Consider the following 19,268-nt stretch of genomic DNA (forward strand, 5'->3'; position numbering starts at 1 on the left):
TGCGTCCTTTCGGTCACTTCTGCACCGTCTGCTGGCTGGCAACGCCATAACGAATCACGTTGAGGTTCTCGCCGCGCTTGTTGAGTTGTTCGTCCGGCTTTTCGACCGCGTTGACGTCGGCGATGCTGCGCAGCGCCAGCGTCAGAGTGCCGTTCTGGCGCGATCGCGCCAGCGTCTCGGCCTGGTCGGGCTTCAGTTCGAGCGTGACCGTCTTGCCGACCAGCGCGCTGGTGCCTTCTTTTTCCTTCGGCGCTTGGTCGATAGCGAGAACGCGAACATTGCTGAGGATGATCTCCGAATTGGAGATATCCGGGCCGCTGCCGTCCGGGTTCTTCGCGCGCTTGGTAAGAATCACATCGACGCGGTCGTTCGGCAGGATGAAGCCGCCGGCGCCGGTTTCCGGCGAAATTTCGGTGGAAATGGCCCGGAAGCCCGCGGGCAGGATCGCCGCCATGAAGCCGGAGCCGTCGGCCCTCACCAGCTTCTGCTCGCGAATCGGCTCACCCGCGATGAACGGCGCGCGCGCGATCGAGCCGGTGATCTCCTTGACGGCGTCGGCCTTGTTGGCGCGGCTGATGAAGTTGCTGCTGGCGGTCGAGGCCGGCCAAGTCTGCCATTGCAGATCGTCCGATTTGACCGACTGGCCGAGGCCGATATCCGATTTGGCGACGAGAATATCGACGGTCTGCATCTGCGCAACCGGCTGGACCGGCGCCGGCTTGTCGCCGGACCCGCTGGCGAGATATGCGGCAATGCCGCCGGCGCCGATGGCGATGGCCAGGACCACAATGCGTGCGGTATTCATTACGCTTCACTTTCCACATTACGCCGCGACGCTTCCGTCGCCGTGATGGGAGTTGACCAGCTATTCGTCAAAGCATGGTTAATGAGGCGTGTGTAAATTGCCTTAACGGAAAGTTAGCGGGCTGGATCAGCGCATGGCGAGGTGAGCAAGGTCGATCGCCTTGATCCACGCGGTCTCCGGATAGACGATCAGCGCGCCTAGAGCGAGCGCGATGCCGTAGGGGATTCCGCTCTGCTTGTCGTGCAGTCGGTTCAGCCAGGCTTGTCCAGCGAGGAAGGACGGCAGCGGCCATTGCCGGAATTGAATCAGCAGGATCGTCAACGCCCCGCCGAGCAGCGACACATAGACCAGATAATTGAGCAAATGGTCGAAGCCGAACCAGAGCGCCACGCTGGCCGCGACCTTGGCGTCACCGCCGCCGACCCATCCCATTGCGAAGCAGCCAAAGGCCACCACCAGAACCACGGCGCCGGCGCCGAAGTGCATGAGGATGTCGTGCAAGCCCATGCCGCCGAGCACCGCAAGCACCACAAAGCCAGCGATCAGCGCCAGCGATATCCGGTTCGAAATCGTCATCGTGAAAAGGTCGCTCGCAGCCGCGAAGGCCATAAGCGCCGGAAACAGCAGGAGGCGGGCGGTATCGAGAATCATAAACTTTCACACACGCTGCGGTTAACCCGGGGGGTCCAGGCTTTGGCCGAGCCTAGCCACGAGAAATGAACAATCGGGAAACGCCGGAATGTCGCGGCTCGTGCCACATCCGGCGGCGGCTTGCTAAATCCAGCGCGCGCCTTGCCAAAACGAATAAAGGCCCCGGCTTGCCGGGGCCTTTTGACGCTTGCTCGCAACCTTCGCTTATTTCAGGTCGGTCGAGATCGTATTGAAGGCCGTGCCCAGCTTGGTGCCGATGCCGTTGACGGCGCCAATGATCGCGACCGAGATGCCGGCGGCGATCAGACCGTATTCGATGGCGGTGGCGCCGGACTCATCCTTCACGAAACGCAAAACAAGATTCTTCATAGATGATAGCTCCTGTGTAGACACGTGGCTGGTCAAACTCAAGTTTGGTCTCGCCGGCGTTCTCAGCACCGTGACCATGGCGTCACCCTAGGGTGCGACAATTTCGGCGCAGTTAATTCGACCGTGCAAAAACGCTTGGAACTTGCAGTTCTTGAGCACAGTAAACACTGCATTAAGGCGTTCGATAAAATGCAAGCTGCGACTGCAGGGTCGTTCGTCGCGATCGCGCAGTGTCGGGCGACTCCTTTGATTCACGGCCCCTTAAGCGCGAGCGGATACCCCTTGTGCTTCCCGATCGAACGAGGCCGTCATGTCCGGTTTGCCAATGGAAGTCAGCGAGGTGGTAGACGAGACGATGGCGAAGGTCGTTCCGGTCACGATCGCGCTCGCCCTCGTGCTCACGGCACTCTCGCATTTCTGGGCCTGCAATCCCGGCAAGCCCTGGTGGCGCAAGCGCGAGTTCATCACCGCCATCCGTTACTGGTTCTTCGTGCCGGTGTTTTGCGGGCTGATGGCATGAATACAATCATTGCGGCGGCTTCCAAAGAGAAGTCCGCCATCCTCGGCCAGGTACCTGCATGGCTATGGATCGGCATCGGTGTCTACGCGCTGCTATTGAGCAATGGCGGCATGCTCCTGAACGATTCCGATACCTACTGGCAGATCACCGTGGGCCAGTGGATCCTCGATCACCACGCCTTGCCGCGCGCCGACATCTATTCCTTCACCAAGGCCGGAGAGCCATGGACATCGTCGTCCTGGCTGGCACAGGTGCTGTATGCGGCAAGCTACAATCTGGCGGGCTGGACCGGGCCGGTGGTTCTCGCCGCGAGCTGCATCGCCGCAACCTTCGCACTGCTCGCTCATATTCTCGGCCGCCGCATCCCCGCGGTCCATGCCGTCACCTTCGCGATGGCGGCGTCGGTGCTTTCGATGGGGCATTTTCTAGCGCGGCCGCATGTGCTGGCCCTGCCGATCATGCTTGCGTGGGCGAGCGGGCTGATGTCGGCGAGCGAGCGCGGCCATGCGCCGTCGCCATGGCTGCTCCCGTTGATCGCGTTGTGGGCGAACCTGCACGGCGGATTCGTGTTTGGCCTGGTGCTGGTCGGCGCGTTCGCACTCGATGCACTGTGGAATGCCGATCGGGCGCAGCAAAAGCCACTGGTGCTGCGCTGGGCGGCGTTCGGCATCGGCGCGCTGGCGGCCTGTTGCGCCACGCCTTACGGGTGGGGATCGATCCTCGCCGCACGCAAGATTCTCGATCTCGGCGAACTCCTGCATGTGATCTATGAATGGACGCCGGCGGACTTCAGCAAGTTCGGCGCATTCGAGATGGCGATCCTCACGCTGATCGCCGGCGCACTTCACGGCGGCGTCAAGCTTTCCCCGCCGCGGATCGCGCTGGTGCTGGGCTTTTTGCACATGGCGTTGTCGCATGTCAGGAATCTCGAGATCTTCGCATTGCTGCTGCCGATCGTGGTGCTCGCGCCGGTGGCGTCGCAGTTCGCGCTGCGGCCGGCTTGGCACGCCCGCGCCCGCGCCCCGATGGCTGTGACGGCGGCAGTAACAGTCCTGCTCGGCGGCTGGACATGGTTGCTCGCGGCCAACAGCGCGTTTGCACCGCGCGAAAGCCAGTCGCCTTCCGCGGCCGTCGATGCGCTGAAGGCGCATAATCCGAAGCGGGTTCTCAACGACCTTCCGTTCGGCGGCTATCTGATCTGGCGGCAGATTCCCGTATTCGTCGACGGACGCGCCGAGCTCTACGGTGAAGCGTTCGAAATGGCCTATTACCGTGCGCTCAAGCTCAAGGACGTCAACCAGTTTCTCGACATTCTCAAGACCTGGGACATCGACGCCGTGCTGCTGGCGCCGTCTACGCCTGCGGTCGGCCTGCTCGACCATACTGGCGGCTGGCGGCGCGCCTACGCCGATGACAATGCGGTGCTGCACGTTCGCACGGCCAACTGATCCGGCCGATCTTTTGGGGACGCCAACTGGCGGGCGAGCCGGGATTCTGGTACGCGGGCCCGATGAACCTGCCGATCGAAATCGTCGAGATGCTGGGCCAGACGATGGCCAAGGTGGTGCCGGTCACGATCGCGCTGGCGCTATTGTTCTCGGTGCTTTCGCATTTCTGGGCCTGCAATCCCGGTAAGCCCTGGTGGCGCAAGCGCGAACTCGTCACCGACATCTGCTACTGGTTCCTGGTGCCGCTGTTCTTGCGCGTGTTCCGCATCGCCCTGTTGGTGCTCGGCGCCGCGCTGGTGTTCGGAATTCGCGACGCCGATGAGTTGATCGCCTTCTACGACAACGGCCACGGCCCGTTGTCGAGGCTGCCGTTGTGGCTGCAGGCGATCCTGTTTCTGGTCGCAACCGATTTCATGATGTACTGGCTGCACCGCATGTTTCATGGCGGCGGGTTCTGGAAATACCACGCCATTCACCATTCGTCGGAAGATGTCGACTGGATCTCGGCGGCGCGCTTTCACCCCGTCAACCTGCTGCTAGGTACCATCGGGGTCGACGTCGCGGTGCTGATGGCCGGCATTTCGCCGGGCGTGATGCTCTGGCTCGGCCCGTTCAACATCTTTCTTTCGGCGTTCGTTCACGCCAACCTCAACTGGACCCTCGGACCGTTCAAATACGTCGTGGCGACGCCGGTGTTTCACCGTTGGCACCACACCGCGCGCGAAGAAGGCGGCGACAGCAATTTCGCGGGCACCTTTCCCCTCTGGGACATCCTGTTCGGGACCTTCCGGATGCCATCGGATCGCCTGCCGGAGCAGTACGGTGTGGACGATCAGTCCTCGTTCCCGCGCGAGATCATTGGGCAACTGGCTTACCCATTCCGCAAATAGGCCGGCGGCGGATTTCTTGCCCCATTTCAGGGTCTATTTGCCCTTTGTTCATGAATTGTCGTCAGATTCATCCGTGTCGGGCGCCGGTTCCGCTGCGTATCGCCATTGCCGGCTTGTTGATGCCCCGGGGTAAAGTATGTCGTTCAAGTTCCAGCGTATTCGCGCGCGTTTTGGATTGCGTTCCCTCGCTGCAGGAATCCTGCTGTGGCCGGCCGTCGGCCTGGCCTCGCCCGATCCCGACCGAATCGCCGTCTATGTCGATCAGGCGAAGCTCGTGAAGCTTCCCGCCAAGGTCTCCACCATCGTGGTCGGAAATCCGCTGATTGCGGACGTCACGTTGCAGAGCGGCGGCATCGTCGTCGTCACCGGCAAGGGCTACGGCGCGACCAATTTCATCGCCATGGACCGCAACGGCGACGTGCTGGTCGATCGTCAGATTCAGGTCGAAGGCCCGACCGATCAGCTCGTCACCGTCTATCGCGGCGTCGAGCGCGAATCCTATAGCTGCATGCCGATCTGCCAGCGCCGCGTCACCCTCGGCGACGGCGAGAACTACTTCAAGGCGGCGATCGATCAGGCCGGTTCTCTCAGCGGTCAAGCCAGTGGCGCTGGGGCTAAATCGGCAAACTGAACCTTTTCGGTTCTGATTGAATCAGAACCGAAGCCCCAGTTGGCGCATCCGGCACATTATCCTGTCCACGAATCGATCTCGCTCAGAACATTGTTAACGCCCGGTTAGCGGGCGGGGCCGCTCTGTCTCGATTCGACGAAACACTTCCACAATCACTTTCAGGTAGCTCTTGCAGGCGGATAATCGCTGCCGTCTGGGAATCTTTCGATGTCGTCACCCACTGCTGCAACAGTCTCTTTCAGAAATGCACTGTACCGATTTCGCCGCAACCGCCGGGGTTCGGCCGCCGTCGAGTTTGCGCTGATTGCGCCGATGTTCTTCGGCATGCTGTTCGCGATCCTCGAGACGGCGATTATTTTTTTTGCAGGCCAGGTTCTGGACCATGGAATGCAGCAAAGCGCGCGGCTGATGCTCACGCATCAAGCCCAGGACAGCGGCATGGACGAAGCTGCGTTCAAAACGGACCTCTGCAATCGCATCAAGGTGATGTTTAACTGCGACACCAATCCGGCCAACCTTAATGTGGATGTGAAGGTCTTTCCCCCGGGCACCGCGATCACGATTACCCCTCCGATCGTCGCTGGAAACCTGACCGGACCTTTCTCATATTCTCTGCCGGCAGCCGGCTCTCCCAATACCGTCGTCATTCGCGCCTTTTATAAATGGCCGCTGTATGTGACGGGATTCGGCTACGACATCGCAAATCTCAACGGCAGACAGCGGCTGCTCGCTGCGACCGCCGCCTTTCATGTTGAGCCGTGATACGATGACGGTATCCCCGATGCAGAAGATGTCACTTCGCGTGCGCGGCTTGTTGGATGATCGCAGCGGCCTCGCGGCGATCGAGTTTGCCATGATCTTTCCGCTGATGGTGGTGATGTTCTTCGGAGTGGTCGAGGTTTCGTCGGCCATTTCTGTGGATCGCAAGGCTACCCTGGTGGCGCGAACGCTTTCCGATCTGACCTCTCAGATGAAGAGCGTGGTGGATGCCGATATCATCAGTTTTGGCGAAGCGGCAAAGGCGATCATGACACCCTACCCGGCGTCGCCGTTGGTATCCTCGATCACGGAGGTTTACGTCGATAGCGCGACGGGGGTCGCTCGGGTTCAGTGGAGCAAGGGGTTGACGATCGATGCAGGAGGCGGTGTCACGATCGCGGCGACGCCGCCTCATAATCCGGGTGACATTGTGGTGTTGCCTACAGCTCTCGTCGTGGCTAAGGGGACATACGTGATCTGGAGCGAGGTCAGCTACAAGTATACGCCGGCCATCGGTTATGTGCTGGCGAAGACAGGTGTGACCTATAGCGATGCCGCCTTCACGCGTCCGCGCCTGGAACTCTGCGTTAAATATCGAGCATCCGCTTCGGATCCCCTCCCTGCCAACTGTCCGACGCTGTGACGGCAGCAGTCTCCGACAACCTTCGCAACTCGTAGCGTTCACCGCGACCTTCTCCTGGAGGAGGACCGGCGCTGTATTCGTGGGTTGCATTGGTTCAGGCTTCGGTAAGGGCGCGCTTGATCCGGTGCATCGGAAGGCCGCTTCCGTACAGCAGCACTGCATTTTTAGCGCGGGGATACGTCCAACTCTCCACTGACCGACACAAGGCGCCTCTGCCCAACGCCATAGTGGGGCTTCAGCTTACCGCGTCATAGCCGCTCAACCGCTCATCCTGAGGAGCCCGCCAAAGGGCTCGTGGGAATGCGCGCCCAGCGACGAGCGCAAGGGCGCTCGCGGAGTGATGACAGGCTCCGCGGACGTCTCGAAGGATGTGGGCCACAGACGGGCCGAATGGTTGGAGAGGCGCGTTCCGCGCTCCTCATCATGAGGGGCTTATGACACAGTGAGGTTAGCGCAAAAGGGCAGGCCAGTTTTCCTCGGGACAGACGCGAAGCGTTTACCCGGAGTCATGCTCAGACAGAGACATTAGATCCCGCCCCGTTTCAGTTTTGATCGGATCAGGATCTAATGCGCGCGCCAAGCAATCCGGAATTCCTCCATCTATCGCCTGCCTGGGCTGGCTACCGAACGGGCCACCGATCTCATTGCAGTCGTTCTGGGCGCCTCGCCTCTGGGGTAGAACGCGAGAGAAAACGTCGGCCGGGTGGGCCATACGTGGTCTTTGCCGATTACGAAGACGAGGGCCCGCGGCCGAATAGCCCCATTGGGGGCTGATGGCCGGCCCCTGCTGCCAGGTCATTGCGTAATATGCGCGGTCTGCAGCGCGTGCTTGAACATGGCGTCCAGCGCTTTTTGGATCTCGTCGGGCGTGCTCGCGGTGTAGAAGAAGCTAGGCGACGCGCATTTCTTCAGGCTCGCCGGAATATACTGAATGTTGTTGTTGGCATAGGTGCCTTCGTTGCCGGCAAAGCTCGTATTCACGGGATCGATCTTTTCATAGGGAATATAAAGCACGGAAACTTTGATGCCGCGGTTCTTAAGGGCTTCGCAGGAGGGAATGGTCGTCAGGGTGTTCTGGAGATCAATCGTGGTAGCGTGGTTGCTGCCCGACCACGAACCGTTGGGAACGCCTTTCACCTGGTTGTTTTGCGCGCCGTCGGTGACGAGGAAGACGTAAGGCTGCGGGGTGGTCGGCGTGCTGCCGTCGCCGACGGCGCCGGTGCCGCCGGAGATAAGGTTATTGACCGAAGTAAGCGCGGCACTGATATGCGTGCCGCCGGAGCCAAGGTTTGCATTTACATTTGTGTCAAGCTGCGTGGCAAGGTTTGCGGCCGCGTAGTTGATGGTGCCGGGGGAGGTGGGAGAGCCGTTGATGCTGCTGGTCAGCGGAAAATAGGCGTAGAGGTACCGAATGAACGGGTAGAGGCCAATCCGGAACTGGTTGGCAACCTTCTTGGAGTCGTTCGCGGTTTCGAACAACTTGGTCAAAGCGTAGCCGACCGCGTCGAGGCGCAACTGGATGCAGTCGTCGGTGCCAGGGGACGGGCAGTTTGGAACCGCGGTCAGGCCCCCCCGGTCAGGCCCGACTTCGGCCCGGGGTTCTTGGGGGGCATACAGCGAGTTCGGCAGGCCTGAAGCGATGCCAGTCGGCAGTTGCTGCTTCTTGGGATAACTGTTGTTTGTCATGAGGAGATTTGTGTATCCGCTTTGGCTGACGCGCGAGATCGCATAGCCCATGCAGTAGTTGTTCGTTGGGTATCCCTGGGTCCCGGTATTGGTGCACGCGCTGTTCTGCGGCGCAAAATGGCAGGCGAAGGTGCAGCCGGTGGGATACTGGCGATAGTTATCCGGATTGATTTGGGAAAGCCGCGTCTGCTCGGCGCTCGTCGACGCCAGGCCCATCGAGCCCGAGACGTCCAGCGTCAGATAAAAATCGAGATACGGCGGCAGCGAGGCGGCCGAGCTTGAAACGCCTGTTACCGTCAGCTTCTGAAACCCAAGCACCTTCATGAAGGTCACCGGTACCTCGGCAGTGAACTCGACTTTTGCATCCAGCTTGATTCCGGTCTTCGTAACGGCGCTGGTGCGAACCAGGTTTTGGTAGCCCGTGATCCCGCTCATGTTGGCGTCAAAGACATTATTGGCATCGGTAACGCCGGCGGTTACCGAGCCGTTGCCAGACATCACCGACGCCGCGAGAAAGCCAGGCGACTTCTGCGCAAGCGCGGCAATGCTCGCGGCATCTGCCGCGGATTGCAGTTTTGCCTTCATTCTGGTCGCGAGCGAGTAGTCGACCGCAGAACCAACGGCCGATATCAGGGGGATCGCCGCGATCCCGAAAATTATCGCGATATTGCCGCGTTGATCGCGGCGGAAACGGGAAAGACACTGCTTAAGACGAAATGGCACGACAACGCCCCTTGGCTATCCAAAAGCGCGCGATCGTAGCCCTGGCCTCCCTAAGTGCCCCTTAATCTGATTGCCGAAAAACAGGCCGATCTCGGATATGACCGATTTCAGCAGCCGTGGGTTACGATCTCTTTACTACGTGGGCTCGGCGAAGGCGCAACGCCCCGCGCGTTCTTCGATCGCCAAATCACTCGCATCGGCCAAATAAATAAAAAAGGCCGCGCATCAGCGCGGCCTTTTTCAATTTTCGAACTGGATTTCTCGGCCGAGGCCCGAAGAAATCCCTTATCCGGCGGCGCGCAGATTGTCGGCCGAAGATTTGCCAGAGCGGCGATCTGCCACGATTTCGTAGGAGATCTTCTGGCCTTCACGCAACGTTCCGAGGCCGGCACGCTCGACAGCGCTGATGTGCACGAACACGTCATTGCCGCCGTCATCCGGCTGGATGAAGCCATAGCCCTTGGTAGCGTTAAACCACTTCACGGTTCCCATGCTCACGGGGGTAGTCCCTTCTCAGATAGACAAGTCGTAGCCCACCTTTCGATGGGCTGGTGAGATCGAATTTTTGGAAGGGTCGTCAGCGTCTAAACCGGCTGTACCGGTGGATAGCTAATGTCGTCCGGCCGAAAATCGATACCTAATATTATTCGATAGTAGGATTCAAAACAATCCTGACGTGCGATTTTTTGATTCGGGCGGCCAGCCGCCCTCGCTCGCGCGCGACGCGGCCGCGTCGGCGCGATTTCGAGGGGCGTTTACGATCTGTTTACCGGCGGCGGAACTGGCCGCCGCGCGGCGGCCCGCCACGCGGGGCGCCCGGCGTTGACGGGCGCTCGTCCTTGTGTCGGAAGATCAGGCGACCCTTCTCCAGATCGTACGGCGACATCTCGATCGTCACGCGATCGCCTGCCAGCGTCTTGATCCGGTTCTTCTTCATCTTGCCCGCGGTATAGGCAACAATCTCGTGTCCGGCATCGAGCTGCACGCGATAGCGCGCGTCGGGGAGAATTTCGGTCACCAGTCCTTCGAACTGGATCAGCTCTTCTTTAGCCATGGTGGTCTCCAGGTCGATCGAGGCTAGCGCTGCGGTCGGTGGTTACGGTTCGGTTGATTATTCGGACGGCTCTCGCGATGCAAGAAGGCGACGCCCTGAATGCCCTCGCTTTGGCCGGCCTGACTCTTGCCGGCCTGCTGGGCCGGACGCGGCGCTTCGTGCCTGTTCGGCTGCTGCGCATTATTACCACCACCGCGGCGGTGTCGGCGAGGGTCTTTTGCGCTTGGGGCCGGTTCATGAGAACGGCCAGCATGGACGCGTGTTCCGGGCCGTCCGCCCCGGTGCTGAGCGGGGGCCGGCGCCGCATCACGGTGGCCCGGCGTCCTTCGGTCTTCCCGCGGCAGCGCGATGCGAATCAGCCGCTCGATGTCGCGCAGATAGCCCATTTCCTCGGCGCCCGCGATCAGCGAGATCGCCACGCCATCGGCGCCGGCGCGCGCGGTACGGCCGATGCGGTGGACATAGGTTTCGGGAACATTGGGCAGGTCGAAATTCACGACATGGCTGATGCCGTCGACATCGATGCCGCGGGCGGCAATGTCGGTGGCTACCAACGTCCGGATCTCGCCGGAACGGAACGCCGCCAGCACGCGTTCCCGGTGGTTCTGCGACTTGTTGCCGTGAATGGCATTGGCTTCGATGCCGGCCTTGGCCAGCACCTTCACCACCTTGTCGGCGCCGTGCTTGGTGCGGGTGAAGACCAGCGCGCGGTCGACCGGTTCCTGCTTCAAAAGCTGCGCCAGCACCGCCGGCTTGGCCGCGAAATCGACCTGGATGATGCGCTGGGTGATCCGGTCGGCGGTCGAGGCCACCGGCGTCACCGCCACTCGCGCAGGGTCGCGCAACATGGATTCGGCGAGTTCCGCGATATCCTTCGGCATCGTGGCCGAGAAGAACAACGTCTGCCGCTTGATCGGCAGCTTGGCGACGACTTTGCGGATGTCGTTGATGAAGCCCATGTCGAGCATACGGTCGGCTTCGTCGAGCACCAGGAACTCGACCTGGTTCAGCTTCAGCCCGTTGCTTTGGACGAGATCGAGCAGGCGGCCGGGGGTCGCCACCATTACTTCGACGCCCTGCATGACCGAGCGGACCTGGCGGCCCATCGGCACCCCGCCGATCGCCAGCGCCGAGGTCAGGCGGATGTGGCGGCCATAGGCGTTGAAGCTGTCGAGGATCTGGCCTGACAGCTCGCGGGTCGGCGACAGCACCAGCACGCGGCAGCTCTTCGGCTGTGGCCGGACGCGGTTCTCCAGGATCCGGTGCAGGATCGGCAGCGCAAACGCCGCGGTCTTGCCGGTGCCGGTCTGGGCGATGCCGACGACGTCACGGCCGGTCAATGCGATGGGAATGGTCTGGGCCTGGATGGGCGTGGGCGTGTGGTAATTTTCTTCCTTGAGCGCACGCGAGATGGGATCGGCAAGGCCGAAATCCTGAAAGGAGGTCAAAAGGGTGGTTCTTTCCATTAAAAAGGGCAGGCGCCCGGCGATGTCAGCCAGGAGCGCGCGAGTGTGTCAGAGACACCCGCGTGTTTGGGGCGTCGGTTTTGCTAGCTGAAGGGGGCAAGCCAGAAACCGCAAAACGGGATCAGAACACGCGGCTCGCAGGGACCTGATGATTCTCTAGGTCACGACAGTCATATGGAGCACCTGCGCGCCGCTTTCAAGGTGAATTCGGCGCGCCTCGCCAGCGCGGTTAAAAGAAACCCATCGGCCAGATCGCGCCGTGCCGCCCGGCCAACCCAAACGATCAAAATTCGTGCAAGTAATTTAGCCAAATTGCGGCATTTGCACAAAAAACAGATACTTTGCCGCCAAAGCATACATTTCTGCTGTCTAATAAATGGGCAGATTTCCCGCCGGCGGTTTTCGCGTAGCAGGAATTTCCAAGCGATTATAGGAGCTTATCCGGCCATCGAGCGATGGCATGGTTCTTGCGATTCCCTTAACCGCAGGCGGCCGTGGGGCCGTTCGCAGCGTTCAACGCCTGCGTCAGGGAGATGACATTTCATGCTTACAAAATTGAATCACGATATAGCGACGCTGAGCCGCCGCCGCTGGCTGGCGGCCACCGCCGGCCTGGTTTTGGGTCTGGCTGCGTTCTCGAACGCCAAGGCGCAGGAGACCATCAAGGTCGGCGTCCTGCATTCGCTTTCCGGCACCATGGCCATCAGCGAAACCACGCTGAAGGACACCATTCTCTTCCTGATCGAGGAGCAGAACAAGAAGGGCGGCGTGCTCGGCAAGAAGCTCGAGCCTGTCGTCGTCGACCCCGCCTCGAACTGGCCGCTGTTTGCCGAAAAGGCCCGCGAGCTGATCACCAAGGACAAGGTTTCGGTCGTGTTCGGCTGCTGGACTTCGGTGTCGCGCAAGTCCGTGCTCCCGGTATTCAAGGAACTGAACTCGATCCTGTTCTACCCCGTGCAATACGAGGGCGAGGAGAGCGAGCGCAACGTGTTCTACACCGGTGCGGCGCCGAACCAGCAGGCGATCCCCGCCGTCGACTATTTGATGAAGGACGAGAAGGTGAAGCGCTGGGTGCTGGCTGGCACCGACTACGTCTATCCGCGCACCACCAACAAGATCCTCGAAGCCTACTTGAAGTCGAAGGGCGTCAAGCAGGAAGACATCATGATCAACTACACGCCGTTTGGTCATAGTGACTGGCAGACGATCGTGGCCGACATCAAGAAGTTCGGCTCGGCCGGCAAGAAGACCGCCGTGGTCTCCACCATCAATGGCGACGCCAACGTTCCCTTCTACAAGGAGCTCGGCAACCAGGGCATCAAGGCGACCGACATCCCGGTGGTCGCGTTCTCGGTCGGTGAAGAAGAGCTCGCCGGCATCGACACCAAGCCGCTGCTCGGCCATCTCGCCGCCTGGAACTACTTCCAGTCGATCAAGTCGCCCGAGAACGAGAAGTTCATCAAGGCCTGGCAGGCCTACACCAAGAATCCGAAGCGCGTGACCAACGATCCGATGGAAGCGCACGTCATCGGCTTCGACATGTGGGTCAAGGCGGTCGAGAAGGTGAAGTCGACCGATCCGGACAAGGTGATCGACGCGCTGCCCGGCATCGAAGCCAAGAACCTGACCGGCGGCACCTCCAAGATGCTGCCCAACCATCACATCACCAAGCCGGTGTTCATCGGCGAAATCAAGGCCAACGGCCAGTTCGACGTGGTGTGGAAGACCCCGGGTCTGGTCGCGGGCGACGCCTGGTCGAAGGAGCTCGAGGGCTCCAAGGACCTGATCGGCGACTGGGTCGGCAAGAAGTGCGGCAACTACAACACCAAGACCAACAAGTGCGGCGGTCAGGGCTCCTGATCCCGATCTGATCCGACAGGATCAGGGTCGCCTGAGTTGCAATAAAGAACTTCCAAGAGTTCTTCGACGAGAACGACGGGAGAAGGCGGCGCTGCCGCCGCCTTCTCCCCATACTCCTGCCGGGGTCGTATTGTGTCTGCCAATTTCCTTGATCGCCTTCGCGCGCTTTTGCTCGCGATTTCTCTCGCCGTAGCCTTTGCAGCGCCGGCGCTGGCTGGCCCGTTCGAGGACGCGGTCGCCAAGTTCGCCAACGACGATTTTTCCGACACCGATGAGGCGATCGGTGCGGTCGCGACCTCGGGCAATCCGCTGGCTTTTCCGATCATCAGTGCGCTGCAGGACGGGCGGCTGTCGGCCGATCCTGATACCAAGAAGGTTTTCGTCACGCAGGCCGACGGCAAGGTCATCGATGCCGCGACCGGCGCTGCCGTGGACAAGCTGCCGGACAACGCGGCCGCCGTGCGCCTCAACAACCGCTTGCGCCGCGCCGTCGAAGCCGCGCTCGGCGGGCTGACGCTGTTGTCACCCGATCCGGCCAAGCGGATCGCGGCGGCGCAGTCGGTGTTCAAGAGCCATGAGGAGAGTGCGCTGCCCGTGATCGACGGCGCCCTGGCGAAGGAGACCAACAAGTCCGTCAAGGCCGCGTTCGCGGAAGCCCGCGCCGCCATCCTGCTCTACAAGTCTGACGCGACCGAGGTCGAGAAGCTCGAGGCGGTTGCCGTCGTCAAGGCGCGCGGCGATCAGGAGGCGATGGCGCTGCTGACGGGCTTGGGCAACGACCTGCCGCCCAATGTCGCACGCGCCGCAGCAAGCGCGATCGCCTCGATCGAGAGCAATCTTGCGATGTGGTCGATGGTGCAGAACGCCTGGTACGGCCTGTCGCTGGGATCGGTGCTGCTGCTCGCCGCGATCGGCCTCGCCATCACCTTCGGCGTCATGGGCGTCATCAACATGGCCCATGGCGAGATGGTGATGCTGGGCGCCTACACCACCTTCGTGGTGCAGGAGGTCATTCGCAGCAATTATCCCGGCCTGTTCGATTATTCGCTGCTGATCGCGGTGCCGCTGGCGTTCCTCGTCGCGGGCGCCGTCGGCGTGCTGATCGAGCGCGGCATCATCCGCTTCCTCTATGGCCGTCCGCTGGAAACGCTGCTCGCGACCTGGGGTCTGTCGCTGGTACTGCAGCAGGCCGTGCGCACCGCGTTCGGCCCCACCAACCGCGAGGTCGGCAATCCCTCCTGGATGAGCGGCGCGTTCGAGCTCGGGCAGATCACCATCACCTATAACCGGCTCTGGATCCTCTGCTTTACGCTGGCCGTGTTCGTCATCCTGCTCGCGATGCTGCGTTACACCGCGCTCGGGCTCGAGATGCGCGCGGTGACGCAGAACCGGCGCATGGCGGCCTCGATGGGCATCGCCACCTCGCGCGTCGATGCACTGACCTTCGGCCTCGGCTCGGGGATTGCCGGGATTGCCGGCGTGGCGCTGTCGCAGATCGACAATGTCAGCCCCAATCTCGGCCAGAGCTACATCATCGACAGCTTCATGGTCGTCGTGTTCGGCGGTGTCGGCAATCTCTGGGGCACGTTGGTCGGCGCCTTCACGCTCGGCATCGCCAACAAGTTCCTGGAGCCGGTGGCCGGCGCCGTGCTCGGCAAGATCGCCATTCTGGTGCTGATCATCCTGTTCATCCAGAAACGTCCGCGCGGCCTGTTCGCGCTCAAGGGCCGGGCGGTGGAAGCATGACGCCGCACATCCTCACGCGCTCGCTCGACCGCGGCGCCACGATCTTCCTCGTCGTCGTCGCCGGCCTCGGCGTGCTGATCCCGCTCTCCAATCTCCTGCTGCCTTCAGGCTCGGCGCTGCAGGTGCCGACCTATCTTGTCGCGCTGTTCGGCAAATACGCCTGCTACGCCATTTTGGCGCTCTCAATCGACCTGATCTGGGGCTATTGCGGCATTCTCTCGCTCGGCCACGGCGCGTTCTTCGCGCTCGGCGGCTACGCCATGGGCATGTACCTGATGCGCCAGATCGGCAGCCGCGGCGTCTACGGCAATCCGATACTGCCCGACTTCATGGTGTTCCTGAACTATCCGTCGCTGCCCTGGTACTGGCACGGCTTTGATATGTTCTGGTTTGCGGCGCTGATGGTCGTTCTTGTTCCCGGCCTGCTCGCGTTCTGCTTCGGCTGGCTGGCGTTCCGCTCCCGCGTCACCGGCGTCTATCTCTCGATCATCACCCAGGCCATGACGTATGCGCTGCTGCTGGCGTTCTTCCGTAACGATTTCGGTTTCGGCGGCAACAACGGCCTGACCGACTTCAAGGACATCCTCGGCTTCAACGTGCAGGCCGACGGCACCCGTGCCGCTCTGTTCGCGCTGAGCTGCCTGGCGCTGATCGTGGCCTTCCTGATCTGCCGGGCGGTGGTGACGTCGAAGCTAGGCAAGGTTTTGATCGCAATCCGCGATGCCGAGTCCCGCACCCGTTTCCTCGGCTACCGCGTCGAGTCCTACAAGCTGTTCGTGTTCACGCTGTCGGCCTGCATGGCAGGCGTCGCCGGCGCGCTCTACGTGCCGCAAGTCGGCATCATCAATCCGAGCGAATTTGCACCGGGCAATTCCATCGAAGCGGTGATCTGGGTTGCCGTCGGCGGCCGCGGCACGCTGGTGGGCGCCGCGCTTGGCGCTGTCGTCGTCAACTACGCAAAAACCTACTTCACCCTCAGGCCCGCTGGCGCCGTACTGGCTGTTCATGCTGGGCGCGCTGTTCATCCTGGTGACGCTGCTGCTGCCAAAGGGGATCGTCGGCACCTTCAACGCATGGCGGGAGTCCCGGAAGGCAACCGAAAAAGCCAATGCCGAAAGCGCTGCGCTCGAAGACGGCGTCGGCGAACCGAAGCCGGCGGAGTGAGCGCATGAGTGTCATGGAGGGAAGGACCACTTCGGCGCTGCTCTACCTCGACGGCGTGCATGTCTCGTTCGATGGCTTTCACGCCATCAACAATCTCTCGCTCACCCTCGAGCCAGGCGAGATGCGCGCCATCATCGGCCCGAACGGCGCCGGCAAGACAACGATGATGGACATCATCACCGGCAAGACAAAGCCGGACGAAGGCACAGTGCTGTTCGATGGCATGACCGACCTGACGCGGCTGGACGAGACCCATATCGCCGAACTCGGCATTGGCCGCAAATTCCAGAAGCCGACGGTGTTCGAGAGCCAGACCATCGAGGACAATCTGTTGCTGGCGCTCAATGTCGATCACAGCGTCAAGGGCACGCTGTTCTGGCGCGGCAGCAGGGACGAATCCGAGCGGATCGACCGCGTGCTCGAAACCATCCGCCTGACCGACGCACGCAACCGTTTTGCGGGCAGCCTGTCACACGGCCAGAAGCAGTGGCTGGAGATCGGCATGCTGCTGGCACAGGACCCAAAACTGCTGCTGGTCGACGAACCGGTCGCGGGCATGACCGATGTCGAAACGCATCAGACCGCCGAGCTTCTGAAGGAAATCAACAAGGAAAAGACCGTCATGGTCGTCGAGCACGACATGACCTTTGTGCGCGAACTCGGCGTCAAGGTCACCTGCCTGCACGAAGGCACGGTGCTGGCGGAGGGGACCATCGATCAGGTCTCGTCGAACGAGCGGGTGATCGAAGTGTATCTGGGAAGATAGGCGGATGGCGAGTAGCGAATAGCGAATGGAATTCTTCTTCGAACTATTCGCTACTCGCCATTCGCCATTCGCGAAAGGCTGACGATGCTGGATGTGAAAAACATCAATCTCTACTACGGCGCAGCACAAGCCTTGCGCGGCGTCTCGCTGTCCGCCGAACCCGGCAAGGTGACGTGCGTGCTGGGCCGCAACGGCGTCGGCAAGACCTCGCTGCTGCGCGCGATGGTCGGCCAGTATCCGATCGCCAGTGGCTCGATCGCGCTTGATGGTCACGATATCACCGGTCTGAAACCTTATGAGCGCGCCCGGCGCGGCATCGGCTTCGTGCCGCAGGGCCGCGAAATTTTTCCGCTGCTCACGGTTGAGGAAAATCTCAAGACCGGCTTCGGGCCGCTCGAGCGCGAGGATCGCTATATCCCCGACGACGTGTTCTCGCTGTTTCCGGTGCTGAATACGATGCTGGGGCGGCGCGGCGGCGACCTCTCGGGCGGGCAGCAACAACAATTGGCGATCGGCCGTGCGCTGGTGATGCGGCCGAAACTGTTGCTATTGGACGAGCCGACCGAAGGCATTCAGCCCTCGATCATCAAGGACATCGGCCGCGCGATCTCTTACCTGCGCAGCCTCGGCAACATCGCGATCGTGCTGGTCGAACAATATCTCGACTTTGCCTGCGAGCTCGGCGACAATTTCGCGGTCATGGACCGCGGCGCCGTGAAATATGCCTGCGACCGCGCCAATCTCGATCCCGCGGAGATCAGCCGCCAGATGGCGCTGTAACGTTTTCGAGCGCGGCACACACCGTTTGGGGGACGGATGCGGACCGATATCACGCGCACGGCTTCAGCAACCTTCGCGGCCAACCGGGCCCAGGGCGCGGTGCGGTTCGGCGTACATCTGCAGGATGGCGTCACCCGCCGTGGGGACTTGCATGAATCCGGCTCGCTGCGCGTGCGCTTTCCTTCGCCTGAAACAGAGGGCCTGTCGGGCGTGTTCGTCAACACCGCCGGCGGCATCGCCGGCGGCGACCGCTTCGATATCGACATCAGGGCAGGCGAGGGGACGCGGCTGACGCTGACGACGGCGGCGGCCGAAAAGGTCTATCGCGCGCCCGGCGCGGCCGCCCAGCTCAGCATCGCCCTGAAGGCGGAAGCCGGTGCGCAGCTCGCCTGGCTGCCGCAGGAAACCATCCTGTTCGACCGCGCGCGAATTGTCAGGCGCATTGACATCGACCTGGCCGAAGACGCCTCGCTTCTGCTCTGCGAAATCGTCGTGTTCGGCCGCGCCGCGATGGGTGAAACGATGCGGCACGGCGAGTTCGTCGACCGCTGGCGCCTGCGCCGCGGTGGTCGCCTCGTATTTGCGGAGACCGTCCGGCTCGACGGCGACATCGGCGCAAAGCTGGCGCGGCGGGCGATCGCCAATGGCGGCGTTGCCATCGGCACCGCGCTGATCCTGCCCGGCGATCAGGCAGTCGTGGAGCGCATCCGCGAAGCCTCGGAAACGTTTGGTGGCGAGGTCGGCATCTCCTGCTGGAATGGATTTGCAATGGCGCGCTTCTGTGCCCAAGATGCGACCCGGCTGCGCGCCGACATGATGACGGTGCTCGGCCGCGCCAGCGGCGTAGCGCTGCCAAGACTTTGGCTCAATTAACCGCTGTGGCTCAATTAGAGACAATCACCAGAGTGCTCGCATGAATCTCTCCCCCGCGAAAAGGACAAGCTCTTGATCTCGATGGCGGCCATGGTGGCGCGCCGCAGGCTCGAGCGCGGCGTCAAGCTCAACCACCCCGAGGCGGTGGCCATCATCTCCGACTTCATCGTCGAGGGCGCCCGCGACGGCCGCACCGTCGCCGAGCTGATGCAATCAGGCGCGCAGGTCTTGACCCGCGCGCAAGTGATGGATGGCATTCCCGAGATGATCCATGACATCCAGGTCGAGGCGACGTTTCCGGATGGGACCAAGCTCGTCACCGTGCACGAGCCGATCAGATGAGGCACGTACATCTCCAACGTCGTCATGCCCGGGCTTGTCCCGGGCATCCACGTCTTTCTTTCTTTCTGGAGAGGCAAAGACGTGGATGGCTG

At 61.7% G+C, this 19,268-nt stretch carries 18 protein-coding genes and 2 pseudogenes; 13 read left to right on the forward strand and 7 right to left on the reverse strand.

Annotated elements, in window-relative coordinates; all coding sequences use genetic code 11:
- Window positions 1-13: 13 nt before the first annotated feature.
- The 3 genes from cpaB to ACFXS9_RS37545 all read right to left on the reverse strand — a co-directional run bounded on the left by cpaB (window position 14) and on the right by ACFXS9_RS37545 (window position 1,825).
- The gene (cpaB, locus tag ACFXS9_RS37535; protein ID WP_392698245.1) at window positions 14-805 is read right to left on the reverse strand and encodes a Flp pilus assembly protein CpaB; all 792 of its coding nucleotides are present in this window, start codon (window positions 803-805) and stop codon (window positions 14-16) included.
- Window positions 806-931: 126 nt separating this feature from the next.
- Window positions 932-1,456, reverse strand: a complete 525-nt coding sequence (locus ACFXS9_RS37540; RefSeq protein ID WP_392698247.1) for a prepilin peptidase — start codon at window positions 1,454-1,456, stop codon at window positions 932-934.
- Between the two features lie 204 nt (window positions 1,457-1,660).
- Window positions 1,661-1,825: a Flp family type IVb pilin gene (locus tag ACFXS9_RS37545; protein WP_392698249.1), complete on the reverse strand. Its 165-nt coding sequence runs from the start codon at window positions 1,823-1,825 to the stop codon at window positions 1,661-1,663.
- A gap of 310 nt (window positions 1,826-2,135) precedes the next feature.
- Here ACFXS9_RS37545 and ACFXS9_RS37550 point away from each other — a divergent pair, with 310 nt between their 5' ends.
- The 6 genes from ACFXS9_RS37550 (at window position 2,136) to ACFXS9_RS37575 (ending at window position 6,716) form a co-directional block, all read left to right on the forward strand.
- Entirely contained in the window at window positions 2,136-2,345 is a 210-nt protein-coding gene (locus ACFXS9_RS37550; protein ID WP_392698251.1) for a hypothetical protein, read from the forward strand.
- The gene (locus tag ACFXS9_RS37555; RefSeq protein WP_392698253.1) at window positions 2,342-3,793 is read left to right on the forward strand and encodes a hypothetical protein; all 1,452 of its coding nucleotides are present in this window, start codon (window positions 2,342-2,344) and stop codon (window positions 3,791-3,793) included. Before ACFXS9_RS37550 ends, ACFXS9_RS37555 begins: the two co-directional genes overlap by 4 nt.
- 62 nt (window positions 3,794-3,855) lie before the next feature.
- Window positions 3,856-4,683, forward strand: coding sequence for a sterol desaturase family protein (locus ACFXS9_RS37560; protein WP_392698255.1), 828 nt, complete (start codon window positions 3,856-3,858; stop codon window positions 4,681-4,683).
- A gap of 136 nt (window positions 4,684-4,819) precedes the next feature.
- Entirely contained in the window at window positions 4,820-5,314 is a 495-nt protein-coding gene (locus ACFXS9_RS37565; protein ID WP_392698257.1) for a pilus assembly protein N-terminal domain-containing protein, read from the forward strand.
- A gap of 207 nt (window positions 5,315-5,521) precedes the next feature.
- Window positions 5,522-6,076, forward strand: a complete 555-nt coding sequence (locus tag ACFXS9_RS37570) for a TadE/TadG family type IV pilus assembly protein (protein WP_392698259.1) — start codon at window positions 5,522-5,524, stop codon at window positions 6,074-6,076.
- A gap of 4 nt (window positions 6,077-6,080) precedes the next feature.
- The gene (locus ACFXS9_RS37575; protein WP_392698260.1) at window positions 6,081-6,716 is read left to right on the forward strand and encodes a TadE/TadG family type IV pilus assembly protein; all 636 of its coding nucleotides are present in this window, start codon (window positions 6,081-6,083) and stop codon (window positions 6,714-6,716) included.
- A 795-nt stretch (window positions 6,717-7,511) separates the two neighbouring features.
- On the opposite strand, the gene ACFXS9_RS37580 is transcribed toward ACFXS9_RS37575, so the two are convergent.
- The 4 genes from ACFXS9_RS37580 to ACFXS9_RS37595 form a co-directional block, all read right to left on the reverse strand.
- Complete coding sequence (locus tag ACFXS9_RS37580) at window positions 7,512-9,125, reverse strand: pilus assembly protein TadG-related protein (protein ID WP_392698262.1); 1,614 nt, start codon at window positions 9,123-9,125, stop codon at window positions 7,512-7,514.
- A 285-nt stretch (window positions 9,126-9,410) separates the two neighbouring features.
- Window positions 9,411-9,623: a cold-shock protein gene (locus ACFXS9_RS37585; RefSeq protein ID WP_002714433.1), complete on the reverse strand. Its 213-nt coding sequence runs from the start codon at window positions 9,621-9,623 to the stop codon at window positions 9,411-9,413.
- 268 nt (window positions 9,624-9,891) lie between these two features.
- Window positions 9,892-10,179, reverse strand: a complete 288-nt coding sequence (gene infA / locus ACFXS9_RS37590) for a translation initiation factor IF-1 (protein WP_247834591.1) — start codon at window positions 10,177-10,179, stop codon at window positions 9,892-9,894.
- A gap of 23 nt (window positions 10,180-10,202) precedes the next feature.
- Entirely contained in the window at window positions 10,203-11,645 is a 1,443-nt protein-coding gene (locus tag ACFXS9_RS37595; RefSeq protein WP_392698266.1) for a DEAD/DEAH box helicase, read from the reverse strand.
- 543 nt (window positions 11,646-12,188) lie between these two features.
- Here ACFXS9_RS37595 and urtA point away from each other — a divergent pair.
- The 7 genes and pseudogenes from urtA to ACFXS9_RS37630 all read left to right on the forward strand — a co-directional run.
- Complete coding sequence (gene urtA, locus ACFXS9_RS37600) at window positions 12,189-13,505, forward strand: urea ABC transporter substrate-binding protein (protein ID WP_392698268.1); 1,317 nt, start codon at window positions 12,189-12,191, stop codon at window positions 13,503-13,505.
- A 132-nt stretch (window positions 13,506-13,637) separates the two neighbouring features.
- Window positions 13,638-15,251 carry an urea ABC transporter permease subunit UrtB gene (urtB, locus tag ACFXS9_RS37605; RefSeq protein ID WP_392698270.1) on the forward strand — a complete coding sequence of 538 codons (1,614 nt, stop codon included), beginning with the start codon at window positions 13,638-13,640 and terminating at the stop codon, window positions 15,249-15,251.
- Window positions 15,248-16,415 (forward strand): annotated as a pseudogene (urtC, locus tag ACFXS9_RS37610) (urea ABC transporter permease subunit UrtC). Before urtB ends, urtC begins: the two are co-directional and overlap by 4 nt.
- A 4-nt stretch (window positions 16,416-16,419) precedes the next feature.
- Window positions 16,420-17,181 (forward strand): urea ABC transporter ATP-binding protein UrtD, encoded by a 762-nt coding sequence (urtD, locus tag ACFXS9_RS37615; protein WP_392698272.1) that lies wholly within the window; start codon window positions 16,420-16,422, stop codon window positions 17,179-17,181.
- An 84-nt stretch (window positions 17,182-17,265) separates the two neighbouring features.
- Window positions 17,266-17,961 carry an urea ABC transporter ATP-binding subunit UrtE gene (gene urtE, locus ACFXS9_RS37620; RefSeq protein WP_392698274.1) on the forward strand — a complete coding sequence of 232 codons (696 nt, stop codon included), beginning with the start codon at window positions 17,266-17,268 and terminating at the stop codon, window positions 17,959-17,961.
- Between the two features lie 36 nt (window positions 17,962-17,997).
- On the forward strand, window positions 17,998-18,834 hold the full coding sequence (locus ACFXS9_RS37625; RefSeq protein WP_392698276.1) for an urease accessory protein UreD: 837 nt from the start codon (window positions 17,998-18,000) through the stop codon (window positions 18,832-18,834).
- Window positions 18,835-18,885: 51 nt separating this feature from the next.
- Window positions 18,886-19,176: pseudogene (locus ACFXS9_RS37630) on the forward strand (urease subunit gamma); the annotation flags it as partial.
- Window positions 19,177-19,268 lie beyond the last annotated feature (92 nt).

The organism is Bradyrhizobium sp. RDI18 (assembly GCF_043203335.1).
Classification (GTDB): Bacteria; Pseudomonadota; Alphaproteobacteria; order Rhizobiales; family Xanthobacteraceae; genus Bradyrhizobium; species Bradyrhizobium retamae.

Coding starts and splice junctions, on each gene's coding strand:
- ACFXS9_RS37575 (WP_392698260.1), top strand. CDS start 6,081: ATGACGGTATCCCCGATGCAGAAGATGTCACTTCGCGTGCGCGGCTTG.
- ACFXS9_RS37550 (WP_392698251.1), top strand. CDS start 2,136: ATGTCCGGTTTGCCAATGGAAGTCAGCGAGGTGGTAGACGAGACGATG.
- infA (WP_247834591.1), bottom strand. CDS start 10,179: ATGGCTAAAGAAGAGCTGATCCAGTTCGAAGGACTGGTGACCGAAATT.
- ACFXS9_RS37625 (WP_392698276.1), top strand. CDS start 17,998: ATGCGGACCGATATCACGCGCACGGCTTCAGCAACCTTCGCGGCCAAC.
- urtE (WP_392698274.1), top strand. CDS start 17,266: ATGCTGGATGTGAAAAACATCAATCTCTACTACGGCGCAGCACAAGCC.
- urtD (WP_392698272.1), top strand. CDS start 16,420: ATGAGTGTCATGGAGGGAAGGACCACTTCGGCGCTGCTCTACCTCGAC.
- ACFXS9_RS37570 (WP_392698259.1), top strand. CDS start 5,522: ATGTCGTCACCCACTGCTGCAACAGTCTCTTTCAGAAATGCACTGTAC.
- cpaB (WP_392698245.1), bottom strand. CDS start 805: ATGAATACCGCACGCATTGTGGTCCTGGCCATCGCCATCGGCGCCGGC.
- ACFXS9_RS37565 (WP_392698257.1), top strand. CDS start 4,820: ATGTCGTTCAAGTTCCAGCGTATTCGCGCGCGTTTTGGATTGCGTTCC.
- ACFXS9_RS37540 (WP_392698247.1), bottom strand. CDS start 1,456: ATGATTCTCGATACCGCCCGCCTCCTGCTGTTTCCGGCGCTTATGGCC.
- ACFXS9_RS37545 (WP_392698249.1), bottom strand. CDS start 1,825: ATGAAGAATCTTGTTTTGCGTTTCGTGAAGGATGAGTCCGGCGCCACC.
- urtA (WP_392698268.1), top strand. CDS start 12,189: ATGCTTACAAAATTGAATCACGATATAGCGACGCTGAGCCGCCGCCGC.
- ACFXS9_RS37555 (WP_392698253.1), top strand. CDS start 2,342: ATGAATACAATCATTGCGGCGGCTTCCAAAGAGAAGTCCGCCATCCTC.
- ACFXS9_RS37560 (WP_392698255.1), top strand. CDS start 3,856: ATGAACCTGCCGATCGAAATCGTCGAGATGCTGGGCCAGACGATGGCC.
- ACFXS9_RS37595 (WP_392698266.1), bottom strand. CDS start 11,645: ATGGAAAGAACCACCCTTTTGACCTCCTTTCAGGATTTCGGCCTTGCC.